The sequence below is a fragment of the Actinacidiphila sp. DG2A-62 genome (assembly GCF_035825295.1).
Lineage (GTDB): Bacteria > Actinomycetota > Actinomycetes > Streptomycetales > Streptomycetaceae > Actinacidiphila.
Genome location: NZ_JAYMGI010000002.1, coordinates 1927386 through 1945219, shown reverse-complemented (window position 1 = coordinate 1945219; position 17834 = coordinate 1927386). Strand labels below are relative to the sequence as shown.

At 71.0% G+C, this 17834-nt stretch carries 15 protein-coding genes, 1 pseudogene and 1 riboswitch; of the genes and pseudogenes, 11 read left to right on the top strand and 5 right to left on the bottom strand.

Annotated features, from left to right (window positions below):
- Position 1: 1 nt before the first annotated feature.
- Positions 2–1174, bottom strand: a complete 1173-nt coding sequence (nadA, locus tag VSR01_RS08610; RefSeq protein ID WP_326448661.1) for a quinolinate synthase NadA — start codon at positions 1172–1174, stop codon at positions 2–4.
- Positions 1175–1453: 279 nt separating this feature from the next.
- Here nadA and VSR01_RS08605 point away from each other — a divergent pair, with 279 nt between their 5' ends.
- The gene (locus VSR01_RS08605) at positions 1454–1810 is read left to right on the top strand and encodes a HesB/IscA family protein (protein WP_326448660.1); all 357 of its coding nucleotides are present in this window, start codon (positions 1454–1456) and stop codon (positions 1808–1810) included.
- A gap of 88 nt (positions 1811–1898) precedes the next feature.
- Here VSR01_RS08605 and VSR01_RS08600 read toward each other — a convergent pair whose 3' ends face one another.
- Positions 1899–3689: a hypothetical protein gene (locus VSR01_RS08600; RefSeq protein WP_326448659.1), complete on the bottom strand. Its 1791-nt coding sequence runs from the start codon at positions 3687–3689 to the stop codon at positions 1899–1901.
- 94 nt (positions 3690–3783) lie between these two features.
- Complete coding sequence (locus VSR01_RS08595; protein ID WP_326448658.1) at positions 3784–3999, bottom strand: hypothetical protein; 216 nt, start codon at positions 3997–3999, stop codon at positions 3784–3786.
- A gap of 179 nt (positions 4000–4178) precedes the next feature.
- Between VSR01_RS08595 and VSR01_RS08590 the strand changes: the two genes are divergently transcribed.
- A complete protein-coding gene (locus VSR01_RS08590; protein ID WP_326448657.1) occupies positions 4179–5156 on the top strand; it encodes a carbohydrate kinase family protein in 978 nt (325 codons plus the stop codon).
- A 3-nt stretch (positions 5157–5159) separates the two neighbouring features.
- Here the strand turns inward: VSR01_RS08590 and VSR01_RS08585 are convergent.
- A pseudogene (locus VSR01_RS08585) lies at positions 5160–6632 on the bottom strand (cysteine desulfurase/sulfurtransferase TusA family protein).
- Positions 6633–6926: 294 nt separating this feature from the next.
- On the opposite strand from VSR01_RS08585, the gene ctaC reads away from it, so the two are divergent.
- The 4 genes from ctaC to VSR01_RS08565 all read left to right on the top strand — a co-directional run bounded on the left by ctaC (position 6927) and on the right by VSR01_RS08565 (position 11505).
- Positions 6927–7913: an aa3-type cytochrome oxidase subunit II gene (gene ctaC, locus VSR01_RS08580; RefSeq protein ID WP_326448656.1), complete on the top strand. Its 987-nt coding sequence runs from the start codon at positions 6927–6929 to the stop codon at positions 7911–7913.
- The gene (gene ctaD, locus VSR01_RS08575) at positions 7910–9652 is read left to right on the top strand and encodes an aa3-type cytochrome oxidase subunit I (protein ID WP_326448655.1); all 1743 of its coding nucleotides are present in this window, start codon (positions 7910–7912) and stop codon (positions 9650–9652) included. Before ctaC ends, ctaD begins: the two co-directional genes overlap by 4 nt.
- On the top strand, positions 9649–10047 hold the full coding sequence (locus VSR01_RS08570) for a cytochrome c oxidase subunit 4 (RefSeq protein ID WP_326448654.1): 399 nt from the start codon (positions 9649–9651) through the stop codon (positions 10045–10047). The genes ctaD and VSR01_RS08570 overlap by 4 nt, the downstream gene beginning before the upstream one ends.
- Positions 10048–10197: 150 nt before the next feature.
- A complete protein-coding gene (locus VSR01_RS08565) occupies positions 10198–11505 on the top strand; it encodes a L,D-transpeptidase (protein ID WP_326448653.1) in 1308 nt (435 codons plus the stop codon).
- Positions 11506–11518: 13 nt separating this feature from the next.
- Here the strand turns inward: VSR01_RS08565 and VSR01_RS08560 are convergent, their stop codons facing one another.
- Positions 11519–11938 carry a hypothetical protein gene (locus VSR01_RS08560; RefSeq protein ID WP_326448652.1) on the bottom strand — a complete coding sequence of 140 codons (420 nt, stop codon included), beginning with the start codon at positions 11936–11938 and terminating at the stop codon, positions 11519–11521.
- A 190-nt stretch (positions 11939–12128) separates the two neighbouring features.
- On the opposite strand from VSR01_RS08560, the gene ctaE reads away from it, so the two are divergent.
- The 5 genes from ctaE (at position 12129) to trpD (ending at position 17542) form a co-directional block, all read left to right on the top strand.
- Positions 12129–12749, top strand: coding sequence for an aa3-type cytochrome oxidase subunit III (gene ctaE, locus VSR01_RS08555; protein WP_326448651.1), 621 nt, complete (start codon positions 12129–12131; stop codon positions 12747–12749).
- 85 nt (positions 12750–12834) lie between these two features.
- Positions 12835–13644 carry a cytochrome bc1 complex diheme cytochrome c subunit gene (qcrC, locus tag VSR01_RS08550; protein ID WP_326448650.1) on the top strand — a complete coding sequence of 270 codons (810 nt, stop codon included), beginning with the start codon at positions 12835–12837 and terminating at the stop codon, positions 13642–13644.
- Positions 13641–14702 carry a cytochrome bc1 complex Rieske iron-sulfur subunit gene (qcrA, locus tag VSR01_RS08545; protein WP_326448649.1) on the top strand — a complete coding sequence of 354 codons (1062 nt, stop codon included), beginning with the start codon at positions 13641–13643 and terminating at the stop codon, positions 14700–14702. Before qcrC ends, qcrA begins: the two co-directional genes overlap by 4 nt.
- On the top strand, positions 14699–16333 hold the full coding sequence (qcrB, locus tag VSR01_RS08540) for a cytochrome bc1 complex cytochrome b subunit (protein WP_326448648.1): 1635 nt from the start codon (positions 14699–14701) through the stop codon (positions 16331–16333). Before qcrA ends, qcrB begins: the two co-directional genes overlap by 4 nt.
- Before the next feature lie 144 nt (positions 16334–16477).
- Positions 16478–17542 (top strand): anthranilate phosphoribosyltransferase, encoded by a 1065-nt coding sequence (gene trpD, locus VSR01_RS08535; protein ID WP_326448647.1) that lies wholly within the window; start codon positions 16478–16480, stop codon positions 17540–17542.
- A 145-nt stretch (positions 17543–17687) separates the two neighbouring features.
- Positions 17688–17804, top strand: a riboswitch (SAM riboswitch).
- The last annotated feature ends 30 nt before the right edge of the window (positions 17805–17834 follow it).

The following is a 17834-nucleotide window of genomic DNA, read 5'->3' as shown; positions in this document are numbered from 1 at the left end:
CTTACGGCAGCGCCAGCATCTGCTCCAGCGCGGCCTTGGCGTAGTGCTCGGTCTCCGGGTCGACCTGGATGCGGTTGACGACCTTGCCGTCCGCCAGCGACTCCAGCGCCCAGACCAGGTGCGGCAGGTCGATGCGGTTCATGGTCGAGCAGAAGCACACCGTCTTGTCCAGGAAGACGATCTGCTTGTCGGGGTGCGCCGCGGCCAGCCGCCGCACCAGGTTCAGCTCGGTGCCGATCGCCCACGCCGAGCCCGCCGGCGCCTCGTCCAGCGTCTTGATGATGTACTCGGTCGAGCCGACGTAGTCCGCGGCGGTGACCACCTCGTGCCGGCACTCGGGGTGCACCAGCACGTTGACTTCCGGTATGCGGGCGCGGACGTCCTCGACGCAGTCCAGCGCGAAGCGGCCGTGCACCGAGCAGTGGCCGCGCCACAGGATCATCTTGGCCGCGCGCAGCTGCTCGGCGGTCACGCCGCCGCCCGGCTTGTGCGGGTTGTAGACGACGCAGTCCTCCAGCGCCAGGCCCATCTCCAGCACCGCGGTGTTGCGGCCCAGGTGCTGGTCGGGCAGGAACAGCACCTTCTCACCCTGGCCGAACGCCCACTCCAGGGCCCGCCGCGCGTTGGAGGAGGTGCAGATGGTGCCGCCGTGCCGGCCGGTGAACGCCTTGATGTCCGCGGAGGAGTTCATGTACGAGACCGGGACGGTGGTGTCCGCGACGCCCGCGTCGGTGAGCACGTCCCAGCACTCGGCGACCTGCTCGGCGGTGGCCATGTCGGCCATCGAGCAGCCGGCCGCCAGGTCCGGGAGGATCACCTGCTGCCGCTCGGAGGTGAGGATGTCGGCGGACTCGGCCATGAAGTGCACACCGCAGAAGACGATGTACTCCGCCTCGGGGCGGGCCGCCGCGTCCCGGGCCAGCTTGAAGGAGTCGCCGGTCACGTCGGCGAACTCGATGACCTCGTCCCGCTGGTAGTGGTGGCCCAGCACGAACACCCGGTCGCCGAGCTTCGCCTTGGCGGCGCGGGCGCGCTCCACCAGGTCCGGGTCGGACGGCGCGGGCAGGTCGCCGGGGCAGTCGACGCCGCGTTCGCTGGCGGGGTCGGACGCGCGGCCGAGCAGCAGCAGCGCGAGCGGGGTGGGCTGTACGTCCAGCGTTTGTGTGGTGGTCACGGGCCCGTAGCCCTTTCTTCGCAGCAGCGCAGACTTTTCGTCTACTTGACGCTATCTATCATAACCCGTTCGCGTCAGTTTGACGCTGCCGGGTGCGTCAGTGTGACGCATTCCCCGTGGACGGTCCGGCGGCGGGCGTCGTGTGCGAGCATGGACGGCAAGACGTCACATCGGACGGGTCGGATTCGCCGTGCCGCGGGAGGTGCGGAATGAATCCGGGCGGGCACCGGTTAGGCATCGGTAGTCATTGAGCGTCCGTACAACCCGGGAGTGAAGCACATGACGGTTCAGGACGAGACCACCACCACGAGCGAGGGCGTCCTCCTGTCCGACGCCGCTGCCGCGAAGGTGAAGAGCCTGCTGGAGCAGGAGGGCCGCGAGGACCTCGCGCTGCGCGTCGCCGTCCAGCCCGGCGGCTGCTCCGGCCTGCGCTACCAGCTCTTCTTCGACGAGCGCTCGCTCGACGGCGACGTGGTGAAGGACTTCGGCGGCGTCAAGGTCGTGACCGACCGGATGAGCGCGCCGTACCTGGGCGGTGCCTCGATCGACTTCGTGGACACGATCGAGAAGCAGGGCTTCACGATCGACAACCCGAACGCGACGGGCTCCTGCGCCTGCGGCGACTCCTTCCACTGACCGAGTCGTCGCCGGCGTGAAGCCGGCGACAGGACAGCAGACCGGCGGCACCCCCACCAGGTGCCGCCGGTCTGTTGTGCGGCAGCGGTCACTGTCCCCTGACCGGCTGCCCGTCCGATGCGTCCACCACGGTCCGCGTGCCGAGCGGCGTGTCCAGCGTGACCGTGCGGGTGAGCGTCTTGATGATCATCGGGCACATCTTGCCCGGCTGCGCCGGGGTCTCGGTGACGCGGACCCGGACCTGGCCCGCGCTCTCGTCGGCCGACGCGGTGTAGGAGGGGCAGAGCCCGCCCTCGAACGTGACGGTGAGCGTGCTGCCCGCCGCGTGGTACGCGGTCACGTCGACGGTGTGCGCCGAGGGGCCGGACGGTGCGGGCGGCACCGGGCGGCGCGGGCCGCCGGGGTTCGCCGGGGCCGGGCTCACCGTGCCGGGCGGCACCGGAGTGGGCGACGCCGAGCCGTTGCCGCTGCCGCCGCCGGTGACGTACGCGGGGTCCACGGCGGTCTGCGCCACCACCGCGGTCCGCGCCACGCCCGCCTGCGCGGTGTCGAACAGCCACGCCGGCACCAGGCTCTGCACGCCGGAGACGAACTGCAGCGCCAACCCGAAGGTCGCGCCGCGCACCTGCACCTCGTGCGGGCCCGCGGGGACGCACGGCTTGGAGCCGCCCGGCGTCGATCCCGCGCCGGTCGTGCCCTTCGCCGCGCTCGACCCGTTCCCGCTGCCTGACGCGTTCGCGCTGCCCGAGCCGCTCGCGCCGGTCGTGCCCTTCGCGTCGCCGTCGGACCGGGCGCCGGGTGCGGGCAGCCGGGGCTGGGGGAGCGGCATCGCGCAGATCTGCGGGTAGGCCACTGCCCGCGAGTTCAGCTCCTTCAGCGCCGCCGCCGCGCTCACCACCGGATACGACGCGCCCTTGACCGGCTCCGACAGCCGCCCGAACGCCGAGGCGACCACGCCGTCCGCGCCGACCTGCACGGTGGTCGACCAGCCGTGCGTCGGCAGGCCGCCGAACTCCGGGTCGGCGGTGACGGTCCGCAGCGCGCCCACCGTCTGGCTCGCGTCGACATGCGCGCCGGACAGGCCGAGGCCGTCCAGCAGCGGCTGCGCGACCGACCGCGCCCGCTGCTCGCTCACCGGCCCTGAGTCGGAGCCCTGCGCGGACGCGCCCGAGTCGTCGGACGAGGACGACGACGACGAGGAAGACGACGAGGAATCGGCGCCGTCCGGCTGCGCCACCGCGGGCGGCCCGAAACGCGTGTAGGACCACGCGCCCGGGGCGTCCGTGCCGACCATCAGCGTGGGCACGCCGCCGTCCTTGCCGCCGCCGACCACGTAGGACCCGTTCACCCGCCGGACCGGCCCGGTCACCCCGAGCCGCTCGGCCAGCTTCTTCACCGCGGCCTCGTCGGGACCGCGCGCCGCGCGGTAGACCGCCGCCGACTCCGGCCCCTGCGGCAGCGTGCCGGTCAGCTTGTACGTGTCGCCGCCGGTCACCGGCATGCTGTTGGTCCCCGCTCCGGGCGCACCGCTCACCGGGTCGGGTCCGTCGAACCGCAGCGGCTGGGACGCCGACGCCTTGCCGTCGCCGTGGTCGCCGCCCGACGAGGCGGCCCAGTACGCACCGCCGCCGCCGGCCAGCAGCACCGCGACCGCGACGGCCAGGACGGTCAGCCGCGGCCCACGCCGGGCGCCGCCGTCCGGGCCCGAGGCGCCGGGGCCGCCCGCGTCAACCGTGGCGCCCGCGTCATCCGTGGCGCCCGCGCCGCCCGCGCCGTCGGTCCCGTCGTCGCCCCGGTCGGCGCCACCCGGGTGTCCCGCTCCCGGACGTCCGTCGCCGAGATGGCCGTCGCCGGGGTGGTCGTGCTGTTCCGTGCTCACCGCGTGCTCCTTCGGCTCCGTAACGGTCAGGTGCCGATGTGACGCGGCGCCCCGCCGTCCGGTTCCACCGCGGCGCGGCAGGCGGCGCGGACGGTCAGTCGCCGTACTCCGCCATCGCGCTCACCACGTGCGCGGACGCGGCCGGCACGGTGATGCCGTGCAGGCCGGCCGGGAGGACCACCGCCTCCTCGTGCGGGGCCGGCGTCTTCCAGTGCAGGGCCATCCGGTGGCAGTCGCCGAGCAGCTGCTGCAGCGTTTCGGGTTCGCCGAGGGGGGATGAGGGCAGAACGGCAGGCGCGTCGGTGCTCATAATGCGACCCTAGGCAGAGGGTGCCGAAGGAGAAAGCCCTACTATCGGGTAGTTTCTCCGTGGCGCGCGGGCGTCCCCGGCCGCCTGCCGCCCGTCAGCCGCCCGCCCGCCAGCCCCGTCCGCCGGACCTGTCCGCCGGGTCCGTCCGCCGTCACCTCACCTCCCAGGAGCCCGTCGCCGTGCGCATCGCCGTCACCGGATCCATCGCCACCGACCACCTGATGACCTTCCCCGGCCGGTTCGCCGACCAGCTCGTCGCCGACCAGCTGCACACGGTCTCGCTGTCCTTCCTGGTCGACGCGCTGGAGGTGCGCCGCGGCGGGGTCGCCGCGAACATCTGCTTCGGGATGGGCCAGCTCGGCACCCGCCCGCTGCTGGTCGGCGCGGCCGGCAACGACTTCGCCGAGTACCGCTCCTGGCTGGAGCGGCACGGCGTGGACACCTCCTCGGTGCGGATCTCCGAGGTGCTGCACACCGCGCGGTTCATCTGCACCACCGACGCCGACCACAACCAGATCGGCTCCTTCTACACCGGCGCGATGAGCGAGGCCCGGCTGATCGAGCTGCAGGCGGTGGCCGAGCGGGTCGGCGGCCTGGACCTGGTGTCCATCGGCGCGGACGACCCGGAGGCGATGATCCGGCACACCGAGGAGTGCCGGAGCCGCGGCATCCCCTTCGCCGCCGACTTCTCCCAGCAGATCGCCCGGATGGAGGGCGAGGACATCCGGGTGCTGATGGACGGCGCGGCGTACCTGTTCAACAACGAGTACGAGAAGGGCCTGATCGAGACCAAGACCGGCTGGACCGCGGAGGAGATCCTGGACCGGGTCGGCACCCGCGTCACCACGCTCGGCGCGCAGGGCGTGCGGATCGACCGCAAGGGCGAGGAGCCGATCGTCGTGCACTGCGCCGAGGAGCGGCGCAAGGCCGACCCGACCGGTGTCGGCGACGCCTTCCGGGCCGGCTTCCTGTCCGGCCTGGCCTGGAACGTCGGCCTCGAACGCGCCGCGCAGATCGGCAACATGCTCGCCACGCTGGTCATCGAGACCGTCGGCACCCAGGAGTACGAGCTGCGCCGCGGCCACTTCATCGAGCGCTTCACCAAGGCGTACGGCGACACCGCCGCGGCCGAGGTGCAGGCCCACCTGCCGGCCTGACGTTCAGTCGCGGCGCCGCACCACGTACGCGGCGCCGCGCTCGGCCGGCCGCTCGCCCACGTACTCCTGGCCGCGCATCGCGCACCACGCCGGGATGTCCAGGCGCGCGGCCTCGTCGTCGGACAGCACCGTGACCAGGCCGCCGACCGGGACCTCGCCGATCACCTTGGCCAGCTCGATCACCGGGATCGGGCAGCGCTTGCCCAGCGAGTCCACGACCAGCCCGGCCCCCGGCTCGGTGCTCTCCGCCGCCGGCGCCGCCGGCTCCCCGGCCCCCGCGCCCGCCGTTCCGTCCGCCCCCGCGCCCGCCCCCGCCCCGGCACCCGCCGAGGCGTCCGCCGTCGCCCCCGCGCCCGACGCGCCCGGCGCGCCCACCTGGGCCCGCACCCGCGCGACCACCTCCGGCAGCACCCGCAGGAAGCGCTCCACCTCCTCCCGCGTCGTCCCCGGCGGCAGCGACACCCGCACGTTCCCCTCCGACAGCACGCCCATCGCCTTGAGCACATGGCTCGGCGTCAGCGTGCTGGAGGTGCACGAGGAACCCGAGGAGACCGCGAAGCCGGCCCGGTCCAGCGCGGTCAACAGCGCCTCGCCGTCCACGTAGAGGCAGGAGAAGGTGACCAGGTGCGGCAGCCGCAGCCGGGCGTGGCCGACCACCTCGGTGTCCGGCACCAGATCCGGCACCCGCGCCCTGATCAGCTCCACCAGCGCGCCCAGCCGCGCCGCCTCCTCGGCCGCCGCCGCGCGCACCGCGCGCAGCGACGCCGCCGCGGCGACCACCGCGGGCAGGTTCAGCGCGCCCGGCGCCCGTCCCGACTCCCGCTCGTCGGCGGGCTCCTGCGGCGCGTACCGGGTCCCCTTGCGCACCGCGAGCAGGCCCACGCCCGCCGGACCGCCCCACTTGTGCGCGCTGCCCGCCAGCAGCGACCAGCCGTCCGGCGCCGGCCCCAGGGCAGCGACTGCGCCGCGTCCACCAGCAGCGGCACCCCGGCCGCCCGGCACGCCTCGGCCACCTCGGCGACCGGCTGCACCGTGCCCACCTCGTGGTTGGCCGACTGCAGGCAGGCCAGCGCGGTGTCCGATCGCAGCGCCGCCGCGAAGGCCGCCGGGTCCACCCGCCCGGTCCGGTCCACCCCCACTCGCTCGGCGTCGTAGGCGTCGGCCGCGTGCAGCACCGCGGAGTGCTCGACCGCGGAGACCAGCACGTGCCAGGCCGGTCCTGCGGCGGCCCGCCGCCGCGCCGGCCACCGCCGAGTGCAGCGCCCGTGTCCCCGAAGGAGTGAATGTCAGCTCGTCCGGCCGGCAGCCGACCGCCTCCGCGGCCGACTCCCGCGCCGCGTCCAGCAGCAGCCGGGCCCGCCGCCCCTCGCGGTACAGCCGGGCCGGGTCGGCCCACCCGTCGTCGAGCGCGGCCAGCAGCGCCTGGCGCGCCACGGGGTGCAGCGGAGCGGCCGAAGCCATGTCGAAATAGGACACCTCCGCACCGTACAGCGCGGCCCGGGCGAGGCGTCAGAACGCCTGCCCCGACGTGCACTCCGGGCCCCGCGGACACCGGCTCGCGGCGCGCCGCGCACCGTCCCGGACCTCATCGGCAGCCCCTTGGGGGTGAGGTCCGGCGCGTTGGACCCCCTCCCCGCGAGAGCCGGAAGGGCGTCCAGTAGGGTTTGGTCCGCATAAACATCCACACCTAGTGCCCGCGCACCGGGCCGACCGACCAGCAGACGGCCGGAACACTCGGACGCGCGGGCGAGACTCTCGGGAAGGCGCTACGTGAGTCCCAACGGCTCCGACCTCCCCCACGGCCAGAAGGGCGTGGGCGGAACCCCCATGTCGCGGCGCCCGGTACGGCGATGGCTGCCGCGGGTGCTGGCCGCGGGCTTGGTCCTGGCGACCGCCACTGGCTGCTCGTACAAGGACTATCCCCGTCTCGGCATGCCAAGTCCGGCAACCGAACAGGCCCCCAGGATCCTCTCGCTGTGGCAGGGCTCCTGGGCCGCCGCGCTGGCGACGGGGTGCCTCGTCTGGGGCCTGATCCTGTGGAGCGTGATCTTCCACCGGCGCAGCCGGACCAAGGTCGAGGTTCCTCCGCAGACCCGGTACAACATGCCGATCGAGGCGTTCTACACGATCGTCCCGATCCTGGTCATCGCGGTGCTCTTCTACTTCACCGCCCGGGACGAGAACAAGCTCCTCGACACCTCCAAGAAGCCGCAGCACGTCATCAACGTGGTGGGCTTCCAGTGGAGCTGGGGCTTCAACTACGTCGAGAACGTCGACGGCGACCCGGCCACCCCCGCCAAGGTGCCCGAGCAGCTGGACGAGATCCCGGCGAACAAGCTGCTGATGCCCAAGGGCGCCGAGGGCGTCTACGACGTCGGCACCCCCTCCAGCGGCACCGAGGAGAACCCCGGCCCGACGCTGTGGCTTCCCGAGGGACAGACCGTCCGCTTCGTCCTGACCTCCCGTGACGTCATCCACTCCTTCTGGGTGGTGCCCTTCCTGATGAAGATGGACGTCATCCCCGGCCACACCAACGTCTTCGAGGTCACGCCGAACAAGATCGGCCTGTTCCGCGGCAAGTGCGCCGAGCTGTGCGGCCAGGACCACTCCCGGATGCTGTTCAACGTCAAGGTCGTCACGCCCGACCAGTACCAGCAGCACCTGAAGGACCTGGCCAAGGCGGGTCAGACCGGCTACATCCCGGCCGGCATTGCCACCACGGGCAACGCGAAGAACTCGGAGCCCAAGACCACATGAGCATTCTCAACGAACCCCAGGGCGCGGCGCCCGCCGACGACAGCTACGAGGACGAGCTGCCCGTCCGTACCAAGAGCCCCGGCTCCGTCGTCATCAAGTGGCTGAGCACCACCGACCACAAGACGATCGGCTCGCTCTACCTGGTGACGTCGTTCGCGTTCTTCCTCATCGGCGGCGTCATGGCGCTGATGATGCGCGCCGAGCTCGCCCGCCCCGGCAACCAGTTCCTGTCCAACGAGCAGTTCAACCAGGCGTTCACGATGCACGGCACCGTGATGCTGCTGATGTTCGCGACGCCGCTGTTCGCCGGGTTCACCAACTGGATCATGCCGCTGCAGATCGGCGCGCCCGACGTGGCGTTCCCGCGGCTGAACATGTTCGCCTACTGGCTCTACCTGTTCGGCTCGCTCATCGCGGTCGGCGGCTTCGTCACCCCGCAGGGCGCGGCGGACTTCGGCTGGTTCGCCTACTCGCCGCTGTCCGACGCGGTGCACTCGCCGGGCGCCGGCGCCGACATGTGGATCATGGGCCTGGCGCTCTCCGGCTTCGGCACCATCCTCGGCGCGGTCAACTTCATCACCACCATCATCTGCATGCGCGCGCCGGGCATGACCATGTTCCGCATGCCGATCTTCGTGTGGAACGTGCTGCTGACCGCCGTGCTGGTGCTGCTGGCCTTCCCGGTGCTGGCCGCCGCGCTGCTCTGCCTGGAGGCGGACCGCAAGTTCGGGGCGCACGTCTTCGACGCGGCCAACGGCGGCGCGCTGCTGTGGCAACACCTCTTCTGGTTCTTCGGCCACCCAGAGGTGTACATCATCGCCCTGCCGTTCTTCGGCATCATCTCCGAGGTCATCCCGGTCTTCAGCCGCAAGCCGATGTTCGGCTACATCGGCCTGGTCGCCGCGACGATCTCCATCGCCGGCCTGTCGGTGACGGTGTGGGCGCACCACATGTACGTCACCGGCGGTGTGCTGCTGCCGTTCTTCTCCTTCATGACCTTCCTGATCGCGGTACCGACCGGTGTGAAGTTCTTCAACTGGATCGGCACCATGTGGAAGGGAAGCCTGAGTTTCGAGACACCGATGCTGTGGGCGATCGGCTTCCTGATCACCTTCACCTTCGGCGGTCTGACCGGTGTCATCCTCGCGGCGCCGCCGCTGGACTTCCACGTCTCGGACTCGTACTTCGTGGTGGCGCACTTCCACTACGTGGTCTTCGGCACCGTCGTCTTCGCGATGTTCGCCGGATTCCACTTCTGGTGGCCGAAGATGACCGGCAAGATGCTCGACGAGCGGCTCGGGAAGATCACCTTCTGGACGCTGTTCTTCGGCTTCCACGGCACCTTCCTGGTCCAGCACTGGCTGGGCGCCGAGGGCATGCCGCGCCGCTACGCCGACTACCTGGCCGCCGACGGCTTCACCACGCTGAACACCGTCTCCACGATCAGCTCCTTCCTGCTCGGGCTGTCGATACTGCCGTTCCTCTACAACGTGTGGAAGACCGCCAAGTACGGCAAGAAGGTCGAGGTCGACGACCCCTGGGGCTACGGCCGTTCGCTGGAGTGGGCCACCTCGTGCCCGCCGCCGCGGCACAACTTCCTCACGCTGCCGCGCATCCGCTCCGAATCCCCGGCGTTCGACCTGCACCACCCGGAGATCGCGGCTGTCGACGCCCTTGCGGCACAGGGCGCCACGACCGCTCCGCTGACCGGCGCCGACGACAAGGAGGGCCGGTCGTGAAGGTCCAAGGCAAGATGTTCCTGGGCTTCGCCGTCTTCATCCTGGCCGCCGGCATCGTCTACGGCTTCTGGTCCAAGGAGCCGGTGGGCACCACGGCGCTGCTGCTGTCCTTCTGCCTGTGCACGATGATCGGCTTCTACCTGTCCTTCACCGCCCGGCGCGCCGACACCGGCGCGCAGGACCGGGAGGACGCGGACGTCGCCGACGACGCGGGCGAACTGGGCTTCTTCAGCCCGCACAGCTGGCAGCCGCTGGCGCTGGGGGTCGGCGGCTCGCTCGCCTTCCTCGGCATCATCTTCGGCTGGTGGCTGCTGTTCTTCTCGCTGCCGGTGATCCTGTTCGGTGTGTACGGCTGGGTCTTCGAGTACTACAAGGGCGAGAACCGCACCCAGTAAGGGGCGTACGGCCCTCCCCGGCCGTCGCGGTGCGCGCACCGCGACGGCCCCGGCGCGACGACGAGCAGCGCCAGCCCGGACCCGGGCCGGCGCCGCTCGTTTGCACGCGCCCACCGAGCGGAAAACCGGGCGCGTTCCTAGCGTGGCGGTATGAGCCACGCTACCGACACGCCCCGTTACCGGGCGCTGCGCCGTACGGCGCTGAGCTGCGCACTTCTCATAGCCCCCCTCGCGGTGGGGCTCACCGCCTGCGGCAGCGGGGGCAACCCGCTGGCCGCGTCACCGCACGAGGCCGCCGCCGCCGTCTCCTTCGGCACCGCGGCGGGCGGCAAGGCCGACCCGAACAAGCCCCTCAAGGTCGCCGTCAAGGACGGCAGCCGGATCACCGACGTGACGGCCACCGACTCCGCCGGGCGCTACATAGCCGGCCGGCGCAGCGCGGACGACACCGCCTGGCAGTCCACCGCCCCGCTCGCCGCGGGCGTCCACTACACCGTCCGGGTGAGCACCGAGGACTCCGACGGCCACCCCGGCCGCAAGGTCGTCTCCTTCGACACCACCTCCGCCGACGCCGGACTGCACGTCGCCTTCGGCCCCGACGCCGGCACCTACGGCGTGGGCCAGCCCATCACCGCCGTGCTCAGCAAGCCCGTGCACGACAAGGCCGCCAGGGCCGCCGTGGAGGGCCACCTGCGGGTCTCCTCGACCCCCCAGGCCGCCAAGGGCTCCTGGTACTGGGTCGACGACAAGACACTGCACTACCGGCCGCAGACGTACTGGCCGGCCGACGCCACCATCACCGTCAGCAGCGGCCTGAGCGGCGTCCACGTCCAGGGCAAGCTCTACGGCGGCGCCGACAAGCCGCTCACCCTGCACACCGGCGACCGCATCGAGGCGATCACCGACGCCGGCACCGACCAGATGACCTTCAAGGACAACGGCAAGGTGATCAGGACCATGCCGGTCACCACCGGCAAGCCCGGTTTCGACACCCGCAACGGCATCAAGGTCGTGCTGGAGAAGCAGCAGTTCGTCCAGATGAAGAGCGAGACGGTCGGCATAGCCGCCGGCAGCTCCGACTCGTACGACCTGCCCGTCTACTGGGCCACCCGGGTGACGTGGAGCGGCGAGTACGTGCACGCCGCGCCCTGGTCGGTCGGCTCCCAGGGGTACGCCAACGTCAGCCACGGCTGCACCGGCATGAGCACCGAGAACGCCGAGTGGTTCTTCGAGCACGTGCGGCCCGGCGACCTGGTCCAGGTCGTCAACAGCCAGGGCCCGATGATGACGGCCTTCGACAACGGCTTCGGCGACTGGAACATGAGCTGGTCGAAGTGGCAGCAGGGCAGCGCCCTGTCGGGCGGCCCGGCCGCCGCCGCGCCGGACCAGGACCAGACCGCCGTGGACGCCACCGTCCCGGCCACCCACCCCGCGCGGCTGCGCCCGCAGACCCTGTGACCGCTGCGGGTCCCTACCGGGTCGCGACGGCCGAGGAGGCCGGAGCGACCCGGCGGCGCAGCAGCGTCACCAGCGCCTCGCTCAGCGCCACCGGGTCCACCGGGAGCGTCGCCGCCGCGTCCGCCCGGCTCCAGGTGGCCAGCCAGGCGTCCTGCGGGCGGGCGATCAGCACCATCACCGGCGGGCAGTGGAAGATCTCGTCCTTGATCTGGCGGCACACGCCCATGCCGCCGGCCGGGTTGGCCTCCCCGTCCAGCACGCACGCGTCGATGCCGCCGCGCTCCAGCTCGGTGAGGACGGCCGGCATCGTGGCGCACTCCACGAACTCCACCGGCGGCAGGTCTGCGGCAGGCCGGCGGCCGACGGCGAGCCGGACCTGCTCCCGGGTGTTCGCGTCGTCGCTGTAGACCAGCACCGTGGCGGTCGCCTGCATCCTGGATCCTCCTCGTGAAGGTTTTCTCAAGGTGTCTCGGATGCTACTCCCGCCAGCGGCTTCCCCAGAAGGGTTCGCCCGTGCGGGTGATCGCCCGGCGCGTCGCCCCAGGGCGACTCGCTGCCAGCCCAGGGGCCTTGACACACCGAAGGGGACCCCCGGAGTGAGCGCCGGATAAGCGACCGACATAATGTCGGACGTGGCGACAGCAACAGCAGTAGAAACCGGGCACGCGCACCCGTCGGTCAACCGGCCGAACATGACCAGCGTCGGAACCATCATCTGGCTGAGTTCCGAGCTGATGTTCTTCGCGGCCCTCTTCGCGATGTACTTCACCCTCCGGTCGGTCACGGGTGCCGACTTCTGGAAGGAACACGCAGACGCGCTGAACGTGCCGTTCTCCGCGACCAACACCACGATCCTGGTGCTCTCCTCCTTCACCTGCCAGATGGGCGTGTTCGCCGCCGAGCGCGGCGACGTGAAGAAGCTGCGCTCCTGGTTCATCGTGACGTTCGTCATGGGCGCGATCTTCATCGGCGGGCAGATCTTCGAGTACACGAACCTGGTCAAGAAGGACGGGATCTCGCTCAGCTCCGACCCGTACGGCTCGGTGTTCTACCTGACGACCGGGTTCCACGGCCTGCACGTGACCGGCGGTCTGATCGCGTTCCTGCTGGTACTCGGCCGCACCTACGCGGCCAAGCGGTTCACCCACCAGCAAGCCACCGCCGCCATCGTCGTGTCCTACTACTGGCACTTCGTCGATGTCGTCTGGATCGGCCTCTTCGCCACGATCTACCTGATCAAGTAGCCCGGCTGCGCACCGCCCCACGACGGTGCGGGGACCGAACCATCCAGCAGCATCGACACAAGAGATCCTGACACCGGGGTAATCCGTGAAAAAGCTCTCCGCACGACGGCGCCATCCGCTGGCGGCGCTCGTCGTCCTACTCTTCGCGCTCGTGGCCTCCGGGGGGCTGTACGCCGCGCTCGCGCCCGCGCCCAAGGCGCAGGCCGACGACTCAGCGCAGTCCCTGGCCATCGAGCAGGGCAAGAAGCTGTACTCGGTCGGCTGCGCCAGCTGCCACGGCACCTCGGGCCAGGGCAGCTCCGACGGCCCGACCCTGGTCGGCGTCGGCTCCGCCGCGGTGGACTTCCAGGTCGGCACCGGCCGCATGCCGGCCCAGCAGCCCGGCGCGCAGATCCCGAAGAAGAAGGTCATCTACGACCAGGCGCAGATCGACCAGCTCGCCGCGTACATCGCCTCCCTCGGCCCCGGTCCCAGCATCCCGACCAAGGACCAGTACAGCCCGGCCGGCGCGGACGCCGCCAAGGGCGGCGAGCTGTTCCGCACCAACTGCTCGCAGTGCCACAACTTCGTCGGCAAGGGCGGCGCGCTGAGCGAGGGCAAGTTCGCGCCGAGCCTGAAGGGCGTGGACCCCAAGCACATCTACGAGGCCATGCAGACCGGCCCGCAGAACATGCCGTCCTTCCCGGACACCACGATGCCGCAGGACTCCAAGGCCGACATCATCGCGTACCTGAACGCGGTCGACACGGCGAAGTCCGAGAACCCCGGCGGCTTCACGCTGGGCGCGCTCGGCCCGGTGCCCGAGGGCCTGTTCGCCTGGGTCTTCGGACTCGGCGCGATGCTCGCCACCGCCACCTGGGTTGCCGCCCGGACGACCAAGGCCAAGAAGTCATGAGCGAAACCGGACCCCACAACGACGTGTCAGAGAACCTGCCGAGCGAACACGGCGCCCACGGCGGCGACGTAGCGGTCACGTCCGACCCGTTCGCCAACCCCGGGCTGCCGCCCCACGAGTACCGGCGCCAGGACATCGACGAGAAGGCCGCCAAGCACTCCGAGCGCGTGGTCGCCGGGCTGTTCACCCTGTCGATGCTGGGCACGCTGGGCTTCATCGCCAGCTTCGTCATCTTCCCGATCGACAAGATCGTCTACATCTTCCCGATCGGCCATGTCAGCGCGCTGAACTTCTCGCTCGGTCTGACGCTGGGCGTCGCGCTCTTCGCGATCGGCGCCGGCGCCGTGCACTGGGCCCGCACGCTGATGTCCGACGAGGAGGTCGCCGACGAGCGGCACCCCGTCGACGCCGACGACGAGCTGCGCGAGAACGTCCGCCAGCAGTGGATCACCGGCGCCAAGGAGAGCGGCTTCGGCCGCCGCAAGCTGATCCGCAACACCATGTTCGGCGCGCTCACCCTGGTGCCGCTGTCCGGCCTGGTGATCCTGCGTGACCTCGGCCCGCTGCCGGAGAAGAAGCTCGACCACACCATGTGGTCGCGCGGCAAGGTGCTGGTCAACACCAACACCGACAAGCCGCTGCGGCCCGAGGACGTGGTGGTCGGCTCGCTGACCTTCGCCAAGCCCGAGGGCCTGGAGGAGACCGACGAGGACTTCCAGGAGCAGATCGCCAAGGCCGCCCTGATGATCGTCCGGCTCAAGCCGGAGGACATCAAGGACAAGCGCGAGCGCGACTGGGCGCACGAGGGCATCGTCGCCTTCTCCAAGATCTGCACCCACGTCGGCTGCCCGATCAGCCTCTACGAGCAGCAGACGCACCACGTGCTGTGCCCGTGCCACCAGTCGACGTTCGACCTCTCCGACGGCGCCCGGGTGCTGTTCGGCCCGGCGGGACACCCGCTGCCGCAGCTGCGGATCAGCGTCAACGGCGACGGCAACCTGGTCGCCCTCGGTGACTTCGAAGAGCCCGTCGGCCCGGCCTTCTGGGAGCGCTCATGAGTACCACGACCGAAACGCCGAGCCGCCGCAGGCCGACCAACCCCGGCGAGCGGGTCGCGCAGTGGACCGACGGCCGGCTCGGGCTGTACAAGCTGGCCAAGTCCAACCTGCGCAAGATCTTCCCGGACCACTGGTCCTTCATGCTCGGCGAGATCTGCCTCTACAGCTTCACGATCCTCATCCTCACGGGTGTCTATCTGACGCTGTTCTTCCACCCGAGCATGAACGAGGTCGTGTACCACGGCCCGTACGCGCCGCTGCAGGGCGTGCGGATGTCCGAGGCGTACGCCTCCACGATGCACATCAGCTTCGAGGTCCGCGGCGGTCTGCTGATCCGGCAGATCCACCACTGGTCCGCGCTGATCTTCATCGCCGCGATGATCGTGCACATGATGCGCGTCTTCTTCACCGGCGCGTTCCGCCGCCCGCGCGAGATCAACTGGCTGTTCGGCTGGACCCTGCTGTTCCTCGGCATGTTCACCGGCTTCACCGGCTACTCGCTCCCGGACGACCTGCTGTCCGGCACCGGTGTGCGGTTCATGGAAGGCGCGGTGCTCTCCACGCCGATCGTCGGCACGTACCTGTCGATGTTCCTGTTCGGCGGGGAGTTCCCGGGCCACGACTTCGTGGGCCGGTTCTACTCGGTGCACATCCTGCTGCTGCCCGGCCTGATGGCCGGTCTGCTGGTGGCACACCTGATCCTGGTGTTCTTCCACAAGCACACCCAGTTCCCGGGCGCCGGCAAGACCGAGAAGAACGTCGTCGGCTCGCCGCTGCTGCCGATCTACACCGCCAAGGCGGGCGGCTTCTTCTTCCTGGTGTTCGGCATCATCTCGGCCATCGCGGCGATCGCGACGATCAACCCGATCTGGACGATGGGTCCGTACCGGCCCGACCAGGTGTCCACCGGAGCCCAGCCGGACTGGTACATGGGCTTCTCCGAGGGCCTGATCCGGGTGATGCCCGGCTGGGAGATCAGGGCCTGGGGCCACACCCTGGTGCTCGGCGTCTTCATCCCGCTGATGATCTTCCCGCTGGTGATGGTCGCGATCGCGGTGTACCCGTTCATCGAGGCGTGGGTCACCGGCGACAAGCGGGAGCACCACCTGCTGGACCGGCCGCGCAACCGCCCGGTGCGCACCGGCTTCGGCGTGGCCTGGCTGACGCTGTACTTCGTGCTGCTGATCGGTGGCGGCAACGACATCTTCGCCACCCACTTCCACTTGTCGATCAACGCGATCACCTGGTTCGTACGGGTCAGCTTCTTCGTGGCCCCGGTCCTCGCCTTCTGGGTGACCAAGCGGATCTGCCTCGGCCTGCAGCGGCGGGACCGCGACAAGGTGCTGCACGGCCGGGAGACCGGCATCATCAAGCGGCTGCCGCACGGTGAGTTCATCGAGGTGCACGAGCCGCTGTCGCAGCAGCAGCTGCACGTGCTCACCGCGCACGTCCAGCCCAAGCCGATCGAGGTCGGCCCGGAGGTCGACGAGAACGGCGTGGAGCGCAAGGCCAACCCGGTCGCGAAGTTCCAGGCGAAGCTGTCCCGCGGGTTCTACGGCGAGCACAGCCAGATCCCGAAGCCGACGGCGGAGGAGTACGAGGAGATCACCTCGGGCCACGGTCACCACTGACCGCCCCTGACGCCGCGCTGGGCGTCGCCACACACCGGGTCGGCCCGGTGGGTCCCGCTTCGGACCCACCGGGCCGACCCGCGTCCACGGCCGCTGCCGATAGGGTGAGGGTCCACTCAGGGAGCCGTTGCGGGAGCGTGGGGCATGAGCGTTGTGAACACCGGCGGGGGCGAGACGACGGCCCCCCGGTCCTGGCCCGACCTGCTGAGCGCGCTGCTCGCCGGGCGGGACCTGTCGGTGGACGACACGGCCTGGGCGATGGACCGGATCATGCGCGGCGAGGCCACCGACGTGCAGATCGCCGGCTTCGCGGTGGCGCTGCGCGCCAAGGGCGAGACCGTCGACGAGGTCTCCGGCATGGTCCGCGCGATGTACGAGCACGCCAACACCATCGAGGTGCCCGGCCGTACGGTGGACATCGTCGGCACCGGCGGCGACCGGGCCAGGACCGTCAACATCTCCACGATGTCCGCGATCGTGGTGGCCGGCACCGGCGCCAAGGTGGTCAAGCACGGCAACCGCGCCTCCTCCTCCGCCAGCGGCGCCTCCGACGTGCTGGAGAAGCTCGGCGTCAATCTGGAGCTGGCCCCGGAGCGGGTGGCCGAGGTCGCCGAGGAGGCCGGCATCACCTTCTGCTTCGCCATCCGCTTCCATCCGGCGCTGCGCCATGTCGCCAAGGCCCGCGCCGAGTTGGGGGTGGGCACCACCTTCAACTTCCTCGGCCCGCTGACCAACCCGGCCCGGGTGCGCGCCCAGGCCACCGGCGTCGCCGATCCGCGGATGGCGCCGATCCTGGCCGGGGTGCTGGCCGAACGCGGCTCCTCCGCACTGGTGTTCCGCGGCGACGACGGCCTGGACGAGCTGACCACCACCGCGACCTCGCAGGTGTGGGTGGTGCGCGACGGCAGGGTCGAGCGGACGTCCTTCGACCCGCGGGACGTCGGGCTGCCGCTGGTCCCGGTGGAGGCGCTGCGCGGCGCGGACGCCGCCCACAACGCCGATGTGGCGCGCCGGCTGCTGGCCGGCGAGACCGGTCCGGTACGGGACGCGGTGCTGCTCAACTCCGCTGCCGCGCTGGCGGCTCTCACGCCCACCGACGGCACCCTCCAGGAGCAGATCACGGCCGGCCTGGAGCAGGCCGCGCGGTCCATCGACTCCGGCGCCGCGGCGGCGGTCCTGGAGCGCTGGGCCGCGGCCACCCACGCCTGATGCCCTTGTCGCCGCGTTGTCCCCTTTTTCCGCGGCTTTTTCCGCGGCGCTCGGCGTCCGGCGCGAGACGAGCCCGGCGCACGACGGCGTCCACCGATCGGACGGCGTCTTGCGCCGGGCGGACGGTGTGGCACAATTCCTTGCAGGTCACGAGTGACAGCGCAAAGGCCCCGGCTCGCTGTCCGGCAACCCTCCGTCCGAGGCGGGGTGCCCCGGGTGATGACCAGGCTGTGAGCAGCAAGGCTCGCAGCAAGCCGGACATGGGGAGTTCTTTCATGAGCAAGCGAATGCG

What these genes read in the sequence shown, in the direction of transcription:
- qcrA (WP_326448649.1), top strand. Translation starts at nt 13,641, where the DNA reads ATGAGCGAAACCGGACCCCACAACGACGTGTCAGAGAACCTGCCGAGC.
- ctaD (WP_326448655.1), top strand. Translation starts at nt 7,910, where the DNA reads ATGAGCATTCTCAACGAACCCCAGGGCGCGGCGCCCGCCGACGACAGC.
- VSR01_RS08595 (WP_326448658.1), bottom strand. Translation starts at nt 3,999, where the DNA reads ATGAGCACCGACGCGCCTGCCGTTCTGCCCTCATCCCCCCTCGGCGAA.
- VSR01_RS08560 (WP_326448652.1), bottom strand. Translation starts at nt 11,938, where the DNA reads ATGCAGGCGACCGCCACGGTGCTGGTCTACAGCGACGACGCGAACACC.
- VSR01_RS08565 (WP_326448653.1), top strand. Translation starts at nt 10,198, where the DNA reads ATGAGCCACGCTACCGACACGCCCCGTTACCGGGCGCTGCGCCGTACG.
- VSR01_RS08605 (WP_326448660.1), top strand. Translation starts at nt 1,454, where the DNA reads ATGACGGTTCAGGACGAGACCACCACCACGAGCGAGGGCGTCCTCCTG.
- ctaE (WP_326448651.1), top strand. Translation starts at nt 12,129, where the DNA reads ATGTCGGACGTGGCGACAGCAACAGCAGTAGAAACCGGGCACGCGCAC.
- qcrB (WP_326448648.1), top strand. Translation starts at nt 14,699, where the DNA reads ATGAGTACCACGACCGAAACGCCGAGCCGCCGCAGGCCGACCAACCCC.
- trpD (WP_326448647.1), top strand. Translation starts at nt 16,478, where the DNA reads ATGAGCGTTGTGAACACCGGCGGGGGCGAGACGACGGCCCCCCGGTCC.